The 16,531-nt window shown below is 42.2% G+C and carries 31 protein-coding genes; 2 read left to right on the forward strand and 29 right to left on the reverse strand.

Features of this window, described 5'->3' with window-relative positions:
• Window positions 1-17: 17 nt before the first annotated feature.
• From rpsK to thiD, 29 genes are all read right to left on the reverse strand, one after another.
• The gene (rpsK, locus tag EG2_RS02085; protein ID WP_003128036.1) at window positions 18-407 is read right to left on the reverse strand and encodes a 30S ribosomal protein S11; all 390 of its coding nucleotides are present in this window, start codon (window positions 405-407) and stop codon (window positions 18-20) included.
• 27 nt (window positions 408-434) lie between these two features.
• Window positions 435-800 (reverse strand): 30S ribosomal protein S13, encoded by a 366-nt coding sequence (gene rpsM, locus EG2_RS02090; protein WP_003128035.1) that lies wholly within the window; start codon window positions 798-800, stop codon window positions 435-437.
• A 17-nt stretch (window positions 801-817) separates the two neighbouring features.
• Window positions 818-934, reverse strand: a complete 117-nt coding sequence (gene rpmJ, locus EG2_RS02095; protein WP_002288710.1) for a 50S ribosomal protein L36 — start codon at window positions 932-934, stop codon at window positions 818-820.
• A 32-nt stretch (window positions 935-966) separates the two neighbouring features.
• A complete protein-coding gene (gene infA, locus EG2_RS02100; RefSeq protein ID WP_002288695.1) occupies window positions 967-1,185 on the reverse strand; it encodes a translation initiation factor IF-1 in 219 nt (72 codons plus the stop codon).
• Between the two features lie 188 nt (window positions 1,186-1,373).
• Window positions 1,374-2,018, reverse strand: a complete 645-nt coding sequence (locus EG2_RS02105) for an adenylate kinase (RefSeq protein WP_003128018.1) — start codon at window positions 2,016-2,018, stop codon at window positions 1,374-1,376.
• 60 nt (window positions 2,019-2,078) lie between these two features.
• Window positions 2,079-3,374 carry a preprotein translocase subunit SecY gene (gene secY / locus EG2_RS02110; protein ID WP_003128017.1) on the reverse strand — a complete coding sequence of 432 codons (1,296 nt, stop codon included), beginning with the start codon at window positions 3,372-3,374 and terminating at the stop codon, window positions 2,079-2,081.
• Window positions 3,374-3,814 (reverse strand): 50S ribosomal protein L15, encoded by a 441-nt coding sequence (gene rplO / locus EG2_RS02115; protein WP_003128016.1) that lies wholly within the window; start codon window positions 3,812-3,814, stop codon window positions 3,374-3,376. Before rplO ends, secY begins: the two co-directional genes overlap by 1 nt.
• Window positions 3,815-3,854: 40 nt before the next feature.
• Window positions 3,855-4,034, reverse strand: coding sequence for a 50S ribosomal protein L30 (gene rpmD / locus EG2_RS02120; protein WP_003128015.1), 180 nt, complete (start codon window positions 4,032-4,034; stop codon window positions 3,855-3,857).
• 13 nt (window positions 4,035-4,047) lie between these two features.
• A complete protein-coding gene (gene rpsE / locus EG2_RS02125) occupies window positions 4,048-4,548 on the reverse strand; it encodes a 30S ribosomal protein S5 (protein ID WP_003128014.1) in 501 nt (166 codons plus the stop codon).
• A gap of 20 nt (window positions 4,549-4,568) precedes the next feature.
• A complete protein-coding gene (gene rplR / locus EG2_RS02130) occupies window positions 4,569-4,925 on the reverse strand; it encodes a 50S ribosomal protein L18 (RefSeq protein WP_003128013.1) in 357 nt (118 codons plus the stop codon).
• Between the two features lie 55 nt (window positions 4,926-4,980).
• Window positions 4,981-5,517: a 50S ribosomal protein L6 gene (gene rplF / locus EG2_RS02135; RefSeq protein ID WP_003128012.1), complete on the reverse strand. Its 537-nt coding sequence runs from the start codon at window positions 5,515-5,517 to the stop codon at window positions 4,981-4,983.
• Window positions 5,518-5,548: 31 nt separating this feature from the next.
• Window positions 5,549-5,947, reverse strand: a complete 399-nt coding sequence (gene rpsH, locus EG2_RS02140; RefSeq protein ID WP_003128011.1) for a 30S ribosomal protein S8 — start codon at window positions 5,945-5,947, stop codon at window positions 5,549-5,551.
• 32 nt (window positions 5,948-5,979) lie between these two features.
• Entirely contained in the window at window positions 5,980-6,165 is a 186-nt protein-coding gene (locus EG2_RS18275; RefSeq protein ID WP_003128010.1) for a type Z 30S ribosomal protein S14, read from the reverse strand.
• An 18-nt stretch (window positions 6,166-6,183) separates the two neighbouring features.
• Window positions 6,184-6,723: a 50S ribosomal protein L5 gene (gene rplE, locus EG2_RS02145; RefSeq protein ID WP_003128008.1), complete on the reverse strand. Its 540-nt coding sequence runs from the start codon at window positions 6,721-6,723 to the stop codon at window positions 6,184-6,186.
• A gap of 27 nt (window positions 6,724-6,750) precedes the next feature.
• A complete protein-coding gene (gene rplX, locus EG2_RS02150; protein ID WP_003128007.1) occupies window positions 6,751-7,062 on the reverse strand; it encodes a 50S ribosomal protein L24 in 312 nt (103 codons plus the stop codon).
• A 35-nt stretch (window positions 7,063-7,097) separates the two neighbouring features.
• Window positions 7,098-7,466, reverse strand: a complete 369-nt coding sequence (rplN, locus tag EG2_RS02155; RefSeq protein ID WP_003128006.1) for a 50S ribosomal protein L14 — start codon at window positions 7,464-7,466, stop codon at window positions 7,098-7,100.
• 60 nt (window positions 7,467-7,526) lie between these two features.
• Entirely contained in the window at window positions 7,527-7,793 is a 267-nt protein-coding gene (gene rpsQ / locus EG2_RS02160; RefSeq protein WP_003128005.1) for a 30S ribosomal protein S17, read from the reverse strand.
• A gap of 24 nt (window positions 7,794-7,817) precedes the next feature.
• Window positions 7,818-8,006, reverse strand: a complete 189-nt coding sequence (rpmC, locus tag EG2_RS02165; RefSeq protein WP_002288664.1) for a 50S ribosomal protein L29 — start codon at window positions 8,004-8,006, stop codon at window positions 7,818-7,820.
• Entirely contained in the window at window positions 7,996-8,430 is a 435-nt protein-coding gene (gene rplP, locus EG2_RS02170) for a 50S ribosomal protein L16 (RefSeq protein ID WP_003127975.1), read from the reverse strand. Before rplP ends, rpmC begins: the two co-directional genes overlap by 11 nt.
• Before the next feature lie 2 nt (window positions 8,431-8,432).
• Window positions 8,433-9,089: a 30S ribosomal protein S3 gene (gene rpsC / locus EG2_RS02175; protein WP_003127974.1), complete on the reverse strand. Its 657-nt coding sequence runs from the start codon at window positions 9,087-9,089 to the stop codon at window positions 8,433-8,435.
• A 13-nt stretch (window positions 9,090-9,102) separates the two neighbouring features.
• Window positions 9,103-9,450: a 50S ribosomal protein L22 gene (gene rplV / locus EG2_RS02180; RefSeq protein WP_003127973.1), complete on the reverse strand. Its 348-nt coding sequence runs from the start codon at window positions 9,448-9,450 to the stop codon at window positions 9,103-9,105.
• 23 nt (window positions 9,451-9,473) lie between these two features.
• Window positions 9,474-9,752, reverse strand: a complete 279-nt coding sequence (gene rpsS, locus EG2_RS02185; protein ID WP_003127971.1) for a 30S ribosomal protein S19 — start codon at window positions 9,750-9,752, stop codon at window positions 9,474-9,476.
• A gap of 42 nt (window positions 9,753-9,794) precedes the next feature.
• Window positions 9,795-10,628 carry a 50S ribosomal protein L2 gene (rplB, locus tag EG2_RS02190; protein WP_003127970.1) on the reverse strand — a complete coding sequence of 278 codons (834 nt, stop codon included), beginning with the start codon at window positions 10,626-10,628 and terminating at the stop codon, window positions 9,795-9,797.
• A 39-nt stretch (window positions 10,629-10,667) separates the two neighbouring features.
• Window positions 10,668-10,961, reverse strand: coding sequence for a 50S ribosomal protein L23 (locus EG2_RS02195; RefSeq protein ID WP_003127969.1), 294 nt, complete (start codon window positions 10,959-10,961; stop codon window positions 10,668-10,670).
• Entirely contained in the window at window positions 10,961-11,584 is a 624-nt protein-coding gene (gene rplD, locus EG2_RS02200) for a 50S ribosomal protein L4 (protein ID WP_003127968.1), read from the reverse strand. The genes EG2_RS02195 and rplD overlap by 1 nt, the downstream gene beginning before the upstream one ends.
• A 29-nt stretch (window positions 11,585-11,613) precedes the next feature.
• Complete coding sequence (rplC, locus tag EG2_RS02205) at window positions 11,614-12,243, reverse strand: 50S ribosomal protein L3 (RefSeq protein WP_003127967.1); 630 nt, start codon at window positions 12,241-12,243, stop codon at window positions 11,614-11,616.
• 22 nt (window positions 12,244-12,265) lie between these two features.
• On the reverse strand, window positions 12,266-12,574 hold the full coding sequence (gene rpsJ / locus EG2_RS02210) for a 30S ribosomal protein S10 (RefSeq protein WP_003127966.1): 309 nt from the start codon (window positions 12,572-12,574) through the stop codon (window positions 12,266-12,268).
• Window positions 12,575-12,976: 402 nt separating this feature from the next.
• A complete protein-coding gene (locus EG2_RS02215; protein WP_021150626.1) occupies window positions 12,977-13,522 on the reverse strand; it encodes an ECF transporter S component in 546 nt (181 codons plus the stop codon).
• Window positions 13,515-14,339 carry a bifunctional hydroxymethylpyrimidine kinase/phosphomethylpyrimidine kinase gene (gene thiD / locus EG2_RS02220; RefSeq protein WP_003127963.1) on the reverse strand — a complete coding sequence of 275 codons (825 nt, stop codon included), beginning with the start codon at window positions 14,337-14,339 and terminating at the stop codon, window positions 13,515-13,517. Before thiD ends, EG2_RS02215 begins: the two co-directional genes overlap by 8 nt.
• Before the next feature lie 99 nt (window positions 14,340-14,438).
• On the opposite strand from thiD, the gene EG2_RS02225 reads away from it, so the two are divergent.
• Together EG2_RS02225 and EG2_RS02230 are read left to right on the forward strand one after the other, a co-directional pair.
• Entirely contained in the window at window positions 14,439-15,875 is a 1,437-nt protein-coding gene (locus tag EG2_RS02225; RefSeq protein WP_005470028.1) for an aminotransferase-like domain-containing protein, read from the forward strand.
• On the forward strand, window positions 15,868-16,531 hold a 664-nt coding region (locus EG2_RS02230), incomplete at its 3' end, for a nitroreductase family protein (protein WP_060813273.1). The genes EG2_RS02225 and EG2_RS02230, both read left to right, overlap by 8 nt.

Here is a 16,531-nt window from a genome sequence, read left to right on the forward strand (position 1 = left end):
AAAATGAGCAGCACTCATTAAACACGACGGCGTTTTGGAGGGCGGCATCCATTATGAGGGACTGGAGTCACGTCACGGATTGCAGTCACTTCCAAACCTGCTGCTTGTAATGAACGAATTGCTGCTTCACGTCCAGAACCAGGTCCTTTAACTGTTACTTCTACAGTTCTTAATCCGTGTTCCATTGCTGCTTTGGTAGCTGTTTCTGCTGCCATTTGAGCGGCAAAAGGAGTAGATTTTTTGCTTCCTTTGAAACCTAATGAACCAGCTGATGACCATGCTAATGCATTCCCATGAGTATCAGTGATCATAATGATTGTATTATTGAATGTTGAGTGAATATGTGCAATACCCGCTTCAATATTCTTTTTCACACGGCGTTTACGACTCACTTTTTTTGCTGCCATGAAGTTTTAACCTCCTTCACTTAGGAATTATTTTTTCTTGCCTGCGACTGTTTTAGACGGGCCTTTACGAGTACGTGCATTGTTTTTCGTGTTTTGTCCACGAACTGGCAATCCACGGCGATGACGGATACCACGGTATGAACCGATTTCCATCAAACGTTTGATGTTCAAGTTCACTTCACGACGAAGGTCACCTTCAACTTTTAATTTATCAACTTCAGCACGGATAGCATCTGTTTGTTCATTCGTTAGATCACGAACACGAACTTCTTCAGAAACGCCAGCGTTTGCTAAAATTTGTTTTGCAGTCGTGTTACCAATACCATAGATATAAGTAAGTGAAACGACCACACGTTTATCACGAGGAATATCTACTCCTGCAATACGAGCCATATTTGTTACACCTCCGATTATCCTTGACGTTGTTTATGTTTTGGATTTGCTGGGCAAATCACCATAACGCGTCCTTTACGACGAATTACTTTACAATGTTCGCACATTGGTTTTACTGATGGTCTTACTTTCATGATAATACCTCCTGTGGTTTTACGGAGTACAATTATTTAAAGCGATAAGTAATGCGGCCACGGTTCAGGTCATACGGTGATAATTCAACCGTCACTTTGTCTCCAGGTAATATACGAATGTAGTGCATCCGGATCTTACCAGAAACGGTCGCTAGAACTTGGTGTCCGTTTTCCAATTCGACTTTAAACATTGCATTCGGCAAAGTTTCGACGACTGTACCTTCGACTTCAATCATATCTTCTTTTGCCACGCACAGTACCTCCTTGTACTTGTGATTTTCACACGATAAAATGGCGGAAACGGGGTTCCCACCTGATATTCTCAAACTATGCTTCTACTTAATAACAGTAGAAGTCGGACTGACATATTTTATCATACTCTGTCAAAGGTTTCAAGAGAAAGTTTTGTAGCTGCAAGTCGGTGACGGGCAATCTATGATTAGTCAATGATGTTTTTAACATCTTTAAATACAGCATCGATGTCGCGATCACCATCAATCGACTGCAATAAACCTTTTTCTTTGTAATAAGCTAAGATTGGTTCACTGCTTTTGATATTGACAGCTAGACGATTTTTGACCGTCTCAGGCTTATCATCTTCACGTTGGTAGAAGTCATGACTTCCACAACGATCACATGTTCCTTCCACTTTTGGCGGATTGAACAATTTATGATAAGTTGCCCCACAATTGCGGCACATGAAGCGGCCGGCTAAACGTTCTACGAGAACTTCTTCAGGAACATGAATATCAATGACAGCATCTAGTTTTTTGTTTAGGTCTTTCAACATTTCGTCCAATGCTTCAGCTTGTTCCAAAGTCCGCGGAAAGCCATCCAATAAGAAGCCTTTCTCTGTGTCTGGTTCAGCTAAACGCTCTTTGACGATACCGTTGGTGACCTCATCTGGAACCAAAGCGCCTTGATCCATGTAAGATTTTGCTTTCAGGCCTAATTCTGTTTCGTTCGCCATTGCAGCCCGAAACATATCGCCTGTTGAAATATGAGGAAGACCGTATTCAGCAACGATACGTTCTGCCTGAGTACCTTTACCGGCACCAGGTAGTCCCATTAAAATGAGGTTCATTCTAATTCCTCCTGTAAGTTTTTGAATAGTGTTGAGGAAGACCTCAACACTTCAATAACTTTAATTGATAAAACCAGTATATTTCCGTTTCAGCATAAGTCCTTCTAGCTGCTTCGCAGTATCCAGAGCTACCCCGATAACGATCAATAAACTTGTTCCACCTAAACCGATTGATTGCGGCAAGTTCCAAACCATCTGAGCGATGATCGGCAACAGCGCAACTAGTCCCAAGAAGACCGATCCTACTGTACTTAATCGCATAAGCAGACGTGAGACGTATTCTTCTGTTCCTTTACCAGGGCGCACACTTGGAATGTAGCTTCCTTGTTTTTGTAGGTTTTCCGCTAATTTCTCAGGGTTAACTTGTACAAATGCATAGAAGAACGTAAACGCCACGATCAAAACAGTATAGATGATCGCACCAGGTACGGTGTTATAACTAAAAATCGTTTGTACTACTTCATACCAAGTTTCGCCTTTGTACGAACTACCTAATGCTTGAATGATCGCATTTGGTGTTGTAATAAACGAACTAGCAAAGATAACTGGGATTACACCGGCAGCGTTGACCTTCAATGGAAGATAACTACTTGTTGGCGCACCAGCTACTCGCTTCGTATATTGGATTGGAATCTTTCGTTCTGCTTGTTGTACATACGTCACAAATGTGATGATGACCAAAACAGCAACGACAAGCAAGACCATAAACAATGCATTCATCCAAATATCTGATGGATCCACGTTGATGAAATAATCTTCTACCAATTCCTTGATACTAGCGGGTAAGCGTGAAATGATCCCTGCAAAGATAATCATTGACACACCATTTCCAATTCCGCGTTCTGTGATTTGTTCTCCTAACCAAGTAACGAGCATCGTACCTGCTGTTAAGATCAAACCAATCACCACAAACGTCGAGATATTTGGATTGTTGACAAAGCCAAGTTGTGTATAATAGTTGAACCCTGCAGTTAACGTCATCGACTGAACAAAGGCCAAAACCAATGTTAGGTAACGAGTTGCTTGATTCAATTTCTTACGACCAACTTCCCCTTGCTTCGACCACTCAACAAATCTTGGCACAATATCCATCTGCAACAACTGAATAACGATTGACGCAGTAATATATGGTGACACACCCATTGAGAAAATCGAGAATTGCTGCATCGCGCCACCGCTGACCAAGTTCAACATGTTCAGAAACGGTAGATCAGCAATTTCCCGCAAACGGCTTGCGTCTACGCCTGGCACAGTAATATGTGTACCCAGACGAAAGACAAACAAGATAAGTACGGTGAAGAAAATTCTCGATCTAATATCTTTTACTTTAAAGGCGTCCTTTAGTAGTTTGAACATTAGATCACCTCGATTGATCCACCAGCAGCAACGATTGCTTCTTCAGCTGCTTTTGAGAATTTTGCTGCTTTCACAGTCAATTTCTTCGTTAGTTCTCCATTTGCTAATACTTTGATTCCAGCTTTTTCATCTTTGACGATTCCAGCTTCATGCAAAGCAACAGGTGTTACTTCTGCACCGTCTTCAAAGCGGTTTAATACATCAAGATTGATAACTGCATATTCTTTGCGGTTGACATTTGTAAATCCGCGTTTTGGCAAACGACGGAACAATGGTGTTTGTCCCCCTTCAAAGCCTAAACGTACTCCGCCACCTGAACGAGCTTTTTGACCTTTTTGTCCGCGTCCAGCTGTTTTACCGTTACCAGATGAAGTTCCGCGACCAACACGGTTACGTACTTGGCGTGATCCTTCTGATGGTTTTAATTCATGAAGTTTCATAGGTTTGGCACCTCCTTAATCAAACTAGATCTGCTGATCCTTAGACTTCTTCAACGTCCACTAAGTGAGAAACAGTGTTGACCATGCCTTTGATTGCATCATTAGCAGGTTTTACTACTGTTGAATTCAACTTTGTAAGACCTAACGCTTTTACAGTATCGCGTTGGTTTTGGGGACGTCCAATAATACTGCGTTTTAAAGTGATTTTCAATTCAGCCATTATAGTGTCCTCCTTAACCGATTAATTCTTCTACTGATTTGCCGCGAAGTGCTGCCACTTCTTCAGCGCGTTTCAATTGTTTCAACCCTTCAACTGTTGCGCGAACAACGTTGATTGGTGTGTTAGAACCTAAAGATTTAGATGTGATATCCGCTACCCCAGCTAATTCCAATACGGCACGAACGGGTCCACCAGCAGCTACCCCAGAACCTTCTACAGCAGGTTTCATAAGGATGCGTCCGCCGCCGAATACACCGATAACTTCGTGAGGGATTGTAGAACCAACCATTGGTACTTCTACCAAGTTTTTCTTCGCGTCTTCGATTGCTTTACGGATTGCTTCTGGTACTTCTTGTGCTTTACCAGTACCGAAACCTACGTGTCCGTTTTTATCACCGACAACAACTAATGCAGCAAAACGTAGACGACGTCCACCTTTAACAACTTTAGTTACACGGTTAATCGCAACAACGCGGTCTTCTAATTCCAAATGTTTTGGATCAATATAAACCATGAATGGTGTTCCTCCTTCTCTTAAAATTCCAGTCCATTTTCGCGAGCTGCTTCAGCTAAAGCTGCTACACGGCCATGGTAAAGGTATCCACCACGGTCAAAGACTACTACTTTAATACCTTTTGCTGCTGCACGTTCTGCAACTAATTTGCCGACAGCTTGTGCTTGTTCAGTTTTGTTTCCACCTGAAATTTCTTTATCTAAGGCAGAGGCACTTGCTAGCGTCACACCCGCTACGTCATCAATGATTTGAGCGTAGATGTTTTTGTTCGAACGGAACACGTTTAAGCGTGGGCACTCAGCAGTACCAGAGATTTTGTTACGTACACGACGATGTCTTTTCTGACGTGTTTTATTTTTATCTGGTTTTGTAATCACAATTGTCACCTCTTTTTATTTGCTAGCCTAAGCCGCTATTCGTAAATGCTTACGACTATTTACCAGTTTTACCTTCTTTACGACGCACAAATTCGCCAACATAACGAATTCCTTTGCCTTTATAAGGTTCTGGAGGACGAACGCCACGAATATTGGCAGCTAATTCGCCAACAACTTCTTTATCTGATCCTTTGATGATCACAGAAGTGTTTGAAGGAACTTCAATTTCGATTCCAGCTGGCGCTTCGATTTCAACCGGATGAGAGTAACCAACGTTCAATACAAGTTTTTTACCTTGCAATTGAGCACGGTACCCAACCCCGATCAATTCTAACGCTTTTTGGAAACCTTCAGAAACACCAACAACCATGTTGTTGAAGTTTGCACGGGTAGTTCCGTGGATAGTTTTCATTTCTTTACTATCGTTTGGACGAGTGAATGTTACTTCGTTTCCTTCGATATTCATTTTGATATCAGAAGAAAAAGTACGTTTCAATTCACCTTTAGGTCCTTTAACTGTAATGTCGTTTCCATCTTGTTTGATTTCAACACCTGCAGGAAGAACGACGATCTTATTACCGATACGACTCACTTAGAGGCACCTCCTTGTGGATTATTTTAAATTACCATACATAAGCGACTACTTCGCCGCCAACATTTTTTGCTCTTGCTTCTTTGTCAGTGATAACACCTTCAGAAGTTGAGATGATCGCGATTCCTAAACCGTTCAATACTTTTGGCACTTCGTCAGCTTTGACATAAGCACGCAAACCTGGTTTAGAGATACGTTTCAAGTTTGTGATAACACGTTCACCGTTTTTGCCGTATTTCAAGAATACGCGGATCACGCCTTGTTTGTCATCTTCGATATATTCAACATCGCGAACGAAACCTTCACGTTTCAAGATTTCAGCGATATCACGTTTGATTTTTGAAGCAGGTACTTCTAAGCTTTCGTGTTTTACCATATTGGCATTACGTACACGCGTTAGAAAATCTGCGATTGGATCTGTCATGACCATGGGATAATTTACCTCCTTTATGCGAGTATAGTTTACCAGCTAGCTTTCTTCACGCCGGGAATTTGTCCTTTATAGGCAAGTTCGCGGAAGCAAATACGGCAAAGATGAAATTTACGATAAACTGAATGTGGACGTCCGCAACGTTCGCAACGAGTATACTCTTGTGTTGAGAATTTAGCAGGGCGTTTGTTTTTAGCAATCATTGATTTTTTAGCCACGTAGTTCGCCTCCTTTTTTTATTTTTGGAATGGCATGCCTAATTGTGACAACAATTCACGAGATTCTTCATCTGTGTTGGCTGTTGTTACAATAACGATATCCATACCACGTACTTTATCGATCAAATCATAATCTACTTCAGGGAAGATCAATTGTTCTTTGATTCCTAATGTGTAGTTTCCGCGTCCGTCAAACGCTTTTTTGCTGACACCGTGGAAGTCACGGACACGTGGCAATGAAACTGTTACTAACTTGTCTAAGAATTCATACATTCTTTCGCCGCGTAGAGTAACTTTCGCACCGATTGGCATTCCTTCACGTAAACGGAATCCAGCAATAGATTTTTTCGCTTTTGTGATCAATGGTTTTTGACCTGAGATCAATTGTAATTCTTCAACAGCTTTATCTAAGTTTTTTGCATTCGATACAGCATCACCAACACCCATGTTGATAACGATTTTATCAACTTTTGGTGCTTGCATAACTGAGCTGTAGTTAAATTTGTCCATTAATGATGGGACAACTTCTTTTGAATATTTTTCTTTAAGGCGGTTCATCTGTTAGCCCCTCCTTCCTTTATTTGATTATTTATCAAGAACTTCTCCGGTTTTTTTAGAAACGCGGACTTTTTTGCCGTCAACTTCTTTATAGCCTACACGTGTTGCTTCACCGTTCGAAGGATCAACCACCATCACGTTAGAAACATGAATTGGTGCTTCCATCTCGACGATTCCGCCTTGAGGAGCTGTTTGAGAAGGTTTTTGGTGTTTTTTAACGACGTTCACACCTTCAACAACGACTTTGTCTTTCTTAGGAAACGCTGCAAGTACAACGCCTTCTTTGTTTTTGTCTTTACCAGTGATAACTTTAACTTTATCGCCTTTTTTAACAAACATGTTTGTTTCGCACCTCCTTTAGATAAGAATCACTATTACAATACTTCTGGTGCTAGGGAAACGATCTTCATAAAGTTGCCTTCACGCAATTCGCGAGCAACTGGTCCAAAGATACGAGTTCCACGTGGGCTCTTATCGTCACGGATAATAACCGCAGCATTTTCATCAAATTTAATGTAAGAACCGTCTGTACGACGTGCTCCTGATTTTGTACGAACGATAACGGCTTTAACGACGTCACCTTTTTTGACAACCCCACCTGGCGTTGCTTGTTTGACCGTAGCAACGATCACGTCACCAATATTCGCAGTTTTACGACCAGATCCGCCAAGGACTTTGATCGTTAGAATTTCACGGGCACCTGAGTTGTCCGCCACTCTTAATCGGCTTTCTGCTTGGATCACGATGTGTATCCTCCTTTCAGATTTTGCAATTCACAATCTATATAGGAAAATCTCGTGTGATTAGATAATCACTGCCTTTTCAACAATCTCTACTAGACGGAAACGTTTCGTAGCTGATAATGGACGAGTTTCCATAATTTTCACGATATCGCCAACTTTTGCTTCGTTGTTTTCATCGTGTGCTTTGTATTTCTTAGAATAGTTCAGACGTTTGCCGTAGATAGGGTGGTTTTTCTTAGTTTCAACGACAACAGTGATTGTTTTATCCATCTTGTCGGATACCACGCGACCTTGGTAAACTTTGCGTTGATTTCTTTCTTCAGTCATACGCTAAATGGCCTCCTTCCACTATTACTTTGCTTGTTCACGCAATACTGTTTTGATGCGTGCAATCGATTTACGTACTTCTTTGATACGTGCAGTGTTTTCTAATTGTCCTGTAGCTAATTGGAATCTAAGATTAAACAATTCTTCTTTCAATTGTTTTTCTTGATCTAGCATTTCGGCAGTGGTTAATTCTCTGATTTCTTTAACCTTCATTCGATTCACCACCCATTTCCTCACGTTTTACGATCTTTGTTTTCACTGGCAATTTGTGAGAAGCAAGACGTAACGCTTCACGCGCAACTTCTTCGGGAACGCCGGCAATTTCAAACATGATTTTACCACGTTTTACTGGTGATACCCATCCTTCAGGAGCCCCTTTACCAGAACCCATACGTACCCCAATTGCTTTGGCCGTATAAGATTTGTGAGGGAAAATTTTGATCCATACTTTCCCGCCACGTTTCATATAACGAGTCATTGCAATACGGGCAGCTTCGATTTGGCGGTTTGTGATCCAGTGTGATTCAACAGCTTGCAAGCCGTATTCACCGAAAACTACTTCTTTTCCGCCTTTCGCTTCACCGCGCATTTTCCCGCGGAATTCACGACGGTGTTTTACACGTTTAGGTACTAACATGTTTATTTCCCTCCTTTCTCAGTGTTCTTTTTAGTTGGAAGAATTTCTCCACGATAAATCCACACTTTAACTCCTAGTTTTCCGTATGTTGTATCTGCTTCTTCCCATGCGTAATCAATATCCGCACGTAATGTATGAAGTGGAACTGTTCCTTCTGAATAGCCTTCTGAACGAGCGATATCTGCTCCGTTTAGACGACCAGATACTTGTGTTTTGATTCCTTTAGCGCCAGAACGCATTGTGCGTTGGATCGCTTGTTTTTGCGCACGACGGAAAGCAACACGGTTTTCTAATTGACGTGCGATTCCTTCGCCTACTAATTTAGCATCTAAATCTGGTTTTTTGATTTCAACGATGTTGATGTGAACTCGTTTGCCAGTTAATTTGTTTAATTCTTTTCTTAGGTTTTCGACTTCAGATCCGCCTTTACCGATAACCATACCTGGTTTAGCTGTGTGGATTGAAATATTTACGCGGTTTGCTGCGCGCTCGATTTCAATTGTTGACACAGCGGCATCAGCAAGTTTAGATGCGATAAATTTACGGATTTTCAAATCTTCATGTAGAAATTCAGCATACTCTTTTTCAGCATACCATTTTGCATCCCAGTCACGGATGATGCCTACACGCATTCCAATTGGATGTACTTTTTGACCCACTGATTGTCCCTCCTTATTTTTCTGATACGACTACAGTAATATGACTTGTACGTTTGTTGATTGGAGAAGCTGAACCTTTCGCACGTGGACGGAAACGTTTCATTGTTGGTCCTTCGTTGACGAATGCTTCAGAAACAATCAAGTTTTCAACATCTAAGTCAAAATTGTTTTCTGCATTAGCGATAGCTGACATCAAGACTTTCTCGATGATTCCAGCCGCTTTGTTTGGTGTGAACTTCAAGATCGCGATTGCTTCAGCAACGCTTTTCCCTCTGATCAAATCAATAACTAGACGTGATTTACGAGGAGAAACGCGGACTGTTTTAGCAGTTGCTTTCGCTGATGTGATTTGTTCTGCCATTTTTGGATATCCTCCCCTCAAAATTAGCGTCTTGTTTTCTTATCGTCGGCAGCGTGTCCGCGATAAGTTCTTGTTGGTGCAAATTCACCTAGTTTGTGTCCTACCATGTCTTCTTGGATGTAAACTGGTACATGTTTCCGTCCATCATACACAGCAATTGTAAATCCGATAAAACTTGGGAAGATTGTGGAACGACGTGACCAAGTTTTGATCACTTTTTTCTTTTCAGCGCCTTGTTGTGCTTCGACCTTCTTCATCAAATGGTCATCGACAAAAGGTCCTTTTTTCAAACTACGACCCATGGTGTACCTCCTCTCAAAATGTGCGACACATGGTCAAGTAAATTATTTAGTCTTGCGACGACGAACGATAAGTTTGTCTGATTTAGCTTTCTTGTTACGTGTTTTGTAACCAAGTGCTGGTTGTCCCCAAGGTGAAACTGGAGCTTTACGTCCGATTGGAGCTTTACCTTCACCACCACCGTGTGGGTGATCATTAGGGTTCATTACGCTACCACGTACAGTTGGGCGTTTGCGCATCCAACGAGAACGTCCGGCTTTACCGATGTTGATCAATTCATGTTGTTCGTTACCAACAGAGCCAATTGTTGCACGGCATGTTGCCAAGATCATACGTACTTCGCCTGAGTTCAAGCGGATCAATACATATTTTCCTTCTTTACCAAGTACTTGTGCACTTGTACCAGCTGAACGGATCAATTGTCCGCCTTTTCCTGGTTTCATTTCGATGTTGTGGATAACAGTACCAACTGGAATATTTTCTAGTGGTAATGCGTTCCCTACTTTAATATCTGCATCTGGTCCAGAAACGACAGTCATGCCAACTTCTAATCCTTTAGGTGCTAAGATATATGCTTTTACTCCATCCTCGTAATGTACTAACGCAATGTTAGCAGAACGGTTTGGATCATATTCAATCGTTTTAACAGTAGCAACGACATTGTCTTTGTTACGTTTGAAATCGATCAAACGGTATTGACGTTTGTGACCGCCACCTTGATGACGAACCGTGATACGTCCGTTGTTGTTACGACCAGCATTGTTTTTCAATGGCGCTAACAATGTTTTTTCTGGTGTTGAAGTTGTGATTTCAGCGAAATCAGAACTTGTCATATTACGACGGCCGTTTGTGGTAGGTTTGTACTTTTTAATCGCCACGTCTTTTTCCCTCCCATTTAGTATTTAAATATGGTCTGCTTATTCAGCAGCGTCAAAAATTTGGATTTCTTTTGAATCTTCAGTTAAAGTCACAACAGCTTTGCGACGTTTTTTTGTGTATCCTGCATATTTACCCATGCGTTTGAATTTAGGGCGTACGTTGATGATATTCACGTTAGCCACTTTCACTCCGTCAAAGGCAGCTTCTACAGCTTGTTTTACTAAAGTTTTGTTCGCTTTTGTGTCTACTTCGAAAGTATATTTCTTGTCATCCATGGCAAGCATAGATTTCTCAGTGATCACTGGGCGTTTGATGACGTCTAGTAAGTTCATTATGCAAGCACCTCCTCGATCTGAGTAAGAGCAGTTTGTGTTACCAACATTTTATCTGCTGAAACAACATCCAATACGCTCACGTTATCAGCAGTTACTACTGAAACAGATGGCAAGTTGCGTGCAGATAATGCAGCAAAGTCGTTTTCTGTTTCTAAAACTACCAATACTTTTGAGTCAATAGTCAAGTTAGCTAAAACTTGTTTGAATTCTTTTGTTTTTGGTGCATCAAAGCTTAACCCTTCTACTGCTACCAAGTTATTTGAAGCAACTTTTTCTGACAATACAGATTTCATTGCTAAGCGACGAACTTTTTTAGGAAGTTTGTAGCTGTATGAACGTGGTGTTGGTCCGAAGACTACGCCACCTCCACGCCATTGTGGTGAACGGATTGAACCTTGACGAGCACGACCAGTTCCTTTTTGGCGCCATGGTTTACGGCCACCGCCACGAACGGCACTGCGATTTTTCACAGCGTGTGTTCCTTGTCTTAATGAAGCACGTTGCATGATGATTGCATCGTAGACAACTGTTTCATTTGGTTCAATTCCGAAGATTTCTTCGTTCAATGTAATTTCGCCATTTTGGCTTCCATCTTGTTTGAATAATGCTACATTCGGCATTCCTTAGTTCCTCCTTTCTTCCTATCTACTTATTTAGCTTTCACAGCTGATTTGATTGTAATCAATGATTTTTTCGCGCCAGGTACATTACCTTTAATCAAGATAACGTTACGTTCTGCGTCTACACGCACGATTTCCAAGTTTTGGATCGTGATGCGGTTACCGCCCATACGTCCAGCAAGACGTTTGTTTTTGAATACACGGTTAGGTGCAACTGGACCCATTGATCCAGGACGACGGTGATAACGAGAACCGTGAGCCATTGGTCCGCGGCTTTGTCCGTGACGTTTGATAACGCCTTGGAATCCTTTACCTTTCGAAGTGCCGGTTACATCAATGATGTCTCCTGCTTCAAAAATATCAACTTTAATTTCTGAACCTACTTCTAAGCCCTCTAGCTCTACATTCTTGAATTCGCGAATGAAGCGCTTAGGAGCCGTGTTTGCTTTTGCAACATGACCTTTCGCAGGTTTGTTAGACAAAACTTCACGCATATCTTGGTAGCCGACTTGAATTGCTTCGTAGCCGTCATTTTCGATTGTTTTCACTTGTAGCACTACGTTTGGAGTAGCTTCTACTACAGTTACTGGAATCAATTCGCCAGATTCAGTGAAGATTTGAGTCATTCCCACTTTTTTCCCTAAGATTCCTTTGGTCATGATTACACCTCCATCTTAATTATTATAGTTTGATTTCAATATTTACACCGCTTGGCAAGTCTAGCTTCATTAAAGCATCAACTGTTTTTGGTGTTGGATTCACAATGTCGATTAGACGTTTGTGTGTACGCATTTCGAATTGTTCGCGTGAATCTTTGTATTTGTGTGTCGCACGGATGATCGTGTACAAGCTGCGTTCAGTTGGCAATGGAATTGGACCAGATACGCCAGCTCCAGTTCTTTTTGCAGTTTCTACGATTTTATCCGCTGATTGATCTAAAATACGATGTTCATACGCTTTTAAACGGATACGAATTTTTTGTTTTGCCATTGTTTTCCCTCCTTCGCCTATTTTGAAAAGTAGACATAGCTCCACGAAAATTTCCGTCACGCTCGTCCATGGCAAAGCGTCCGGGCGTGTCGCAACCTCTCGTTTCGTAGCCGGCAGTTTTTTCTTTGCTGCCAGTGTGACTTACGCATATACGTAAACAGCACCTTTATGATTATATTATGGATAAACGCTGATTGCAAGCTTTTTTTAATGAAAAGAAACGATTCTTTTGCGTTTTTTTCAGAAAACTTTCTTTTCTCTTGAAAACAACAAAAACCTTGCCTAATGACTTGCTCTAAGCAAAAGCTTTTCCAACAACCATAGCTACTAACGCAAAAGCGCCCCTTCCGGAATAATTCTCCAGAAAAAGCGCTTCAAACCACTAATCATCTCGATTTACTACTAGTTGATTAATCCTTTAGTCACACGTTGGATTGCTGCTTTTAACGGAAAATAAGCAATAGCGACAATCAAAATCGTGGCCACTACATTGATGACTGTTGCCGGCAATTTGATGACCGCTGCCGACCAAGCTCCTGACCAGCTGCTGCCAAGATACCAAAGCATAACAGTATTTTTGATTTGCGTCATAGCAAGTTTCGCCAAGCCAGTAACAGACCCAATAACCACTAACTGCCATATTGCTTGCGGACGTTTTTTAAATAAGAGAAACGCACCATATGCAAAAGCCCCCACAATAAAACTTTCCAAAATAAAATAAGGGGCCTCTGTCGCATACCCATTCAGCAAATCAAAAATCGCAAAGCCTAGTCCCCCAGCAAGGGAGCCTTTCACATAACCTAATAATAAAACTGCTAATAAAAGAACGGCATTCCCCAAGTGCACAAAGGCGCCGGTGGGCAATGGGATCTTGATCATCGTACCAATGACTGTCAACGCTGTAAACAATGCCACAAAGACAATACTTCGAATTCTGTGATCATTCATGTGGTATCATCCTTTCTTCCGCATGATTATAAGCACCGTGCCAGACGTGACCGACATAAGGATTGATCAGAACCCCTTGTCGAATCGCCGCAACGACGAAGTCTTTGGCCAAGCGAATGCTTTCTAGTAACGGCAGCCCTTTTGCTAATCCAGCAGTAATGGCTGCAGAAAACGTACAGCCTGCACCATGGTTGAAATCAGTATCGATCCTCCGGCTTTCTAGAGTAGTAAAAGAGTGTCCATCATAAACTAAGTCAATTGCCTGCGCTCCTGGCAACCGATGACCTCCTTTGACGACGACACACTTCGCGCCTAAATGATAAATCCTTTTCGCAGCTTCTTTCATAGCAACAAGGTCTTTTAAGTCCCCCATCCCCGATAAAATTCCAGCTTCAATCAAGTTAGGTGTCACCACATCCGCCAAAGGCAGCAAGTATTCGATCAATGCATCCACACTCTTTGGCTGCAAAATATGTGCGGTCCCTTTACAAGCAATAACAGGATCGATCACCACCTGTTTCACTTGTTGTTGCTGGATCATCTTGGCAGCCTGCGCAATATTGGCTTCATTCCCCAACATCCCTGTCTTAACGGCATCCATTGGTTCCCCCGTGAAAGCCGAAATCAATTGTTTTTCGACCAAAGAAGTGTCCATAGCTGTCACTTCGTGGGTCCATCCCATTGACGGATCCATGGTGACGATCGAGGCAATCGAAGCAAAACCAAAAACACCATACTCTTGAAAGGTCTTTAAATCAGCTTCAATTCCTGCGCCGCCTGTTGAATCGGACCCGGCGATCGTTAATACTTTCTTCATTATTATCGACTCCTTTTATTCAGTATAACCAATGGTCCCCTTGACGAAAACAGCCAATTGGCTTATTTTTATACCATCCAATAAAAAAGGAGGGCTCTAATGACCGATTGGCAAATCGATAAACAGAAGAAGCAACCACTCTATCAGCAAATCGTCACTTACTTTATCGAGGCCATCCAAAATGGCGATTACACACCTGGTGAACAGTTGCCCGCCGAACGAAAACTAGCCACTCAATTCGGGGTCAACCGTTCAACGATCGTCAAGGCACTGGATGAGCTTCGGAGTTTAGGATGGATCACGCGCAAACGAGGCAGCGGCACACAAGTCTCTGAAGGTCGATGGGGCAACCGTCAGACCCCTCTGTCTTATCTCCGCTCGTCTCTATCTAGTCCCTACTTACAGCAAGACCCCTTTGTTGAAGAGATTCAGCGATTGCGCACAAAAGACCAAATTCTCGACCTTTATACAGGTGATCTGCCACAAGAACTGCTTCCTGATTTCCAATTTCCTGCCTTTACTTGGGAGATGATCCGCAACGAAAGCCTGCAAAGCACCCCAGCCGGCTATCCACCATTGCAAGAAGTCTTGATGCGGCACTTGACGGAAGATTTCGGAATCCCCTTATCTGGACAAAAACTCGTGATCACTTCTGGCTCCACGCAAGGTATCACACTGCTTATGCAAGTTTTGTTGACTTCAGGTGATAGTATTCTTACGGAAGATCCTTCCTTTTTGTTTTCATTGCCCTTATTTACAACAATGAATGTCCGCGTTCTCGGAATCAAACAGGACGAAGAAGGGATGCGACCGAAAGACTTAGAACAAGCATTGAAAGAGCAGAAAATCAAATTTGTTTATTTAAATCCGACATTCCAAAATCCCACCGGTCGTACCATGAGCCTTGGCCGCCGCAAAGAAATTATCGCTATTTGCCAGAGGTATCAAGTACCGATCATAGAAGATGATATCTTTAGTGAGTTAGCCTTTACGCCGCAACCCGAAAAATTTAAGGCACTAGCACCAGATTCGGTCATTTATCTCGGATCTTTATCAAAACTCTTTGGGTCTTCTATCAAAATCGGCTGGTTATTAGCTCCTGAAGCATTGGCGGATCAATTTGCTCAAGCTAAAAAAAGGATGTCTATCGAGACAACGATTTTTCCTCAACTGTTAGCTAATCTTGCTCTCCGTTCCATGGAGTACCCTCAACAACAACAGGACTTGCTAAAAAAGATGGCTCAAAAGCAACATGCCTTGATTCAGCGACTGGACGCTTTTTCTGAGGATTGGGCATTCCAACAGACCACTGGGGGACTATACCTCTGGCTGCAATGGCAACACGCCCCACTGAAACGGAGAGACTGGACACTTTTCTTAAAAAATGATTGTCTAGTTGCCCCAGCCTTTCTCTTCAGCAATGATACAAACGGATTTCGTCTGAACTATACACGACTTTCGGAAAATCAACTAGACTTGTTTTGTCAGCAATTCAGAAAAATCACAACACAATTAAAGGAGCATCTGTATGAATGAGACAATTGATCTATTAACCAACCACCGCACTTATCGCCAATTCGATAGCAACTATCAATTATCAAAGGAGCAGTTAGAAGCAATTTTATCTGCTGCACGACAAGCACCTAGCTGGATGAACGGGCAAGCTTATTCCATTCTCGTGATCGATGATCGTTCACTTCGACAACAGCTGGTTACTTGGAATCCAGGTAATCCTCATATCGCTGAAAGTTCTATCTTTTTACTTTTCTTGGCTGATTTAAACCGCACCAAGAAAGTTGCTGAGAAAAAACAAACACCTTATCTGGTTGATGAAGGTCTACAACCATTGTTGATCGCAACAACCGATGCTAGTATCGCTTTACAGTCAGCTGCCATTGCTGCGGAATCTCTTGGTCTAGGAACAGTTATTTCCGGCAGTGTCCGCAAAGACAGCAAAGCGATCGCCGAATTGCTCGAACTGCCAGAATACGTTTACCCTGTGGCTGGATTAAGTATTGGCAAACCAATTGTAGATATGGCTCTCAAGCCTCGCTTGCCTCAAGAGGCGGTAATCCATTACAACAAATACCAGGATTATTCCTATCAAGCGATCGAAGACTATGACCAAATCATGACCGCCTTCGGTGAAGCGAGAGAAACAATGCCTTGGTCCGAAAAATTCGCCAATTTCT

Origin of the sequence: Enterococcus gallinarum NBRC 100675, assembly GCF_001544275.1 — a bacterium.
Lineage (GTDB): Bacteria > Bacillota > Bacilli > Lactobacillales > Enterococcaceae > Enterococcus_D > Enterococcus_D gallinarum.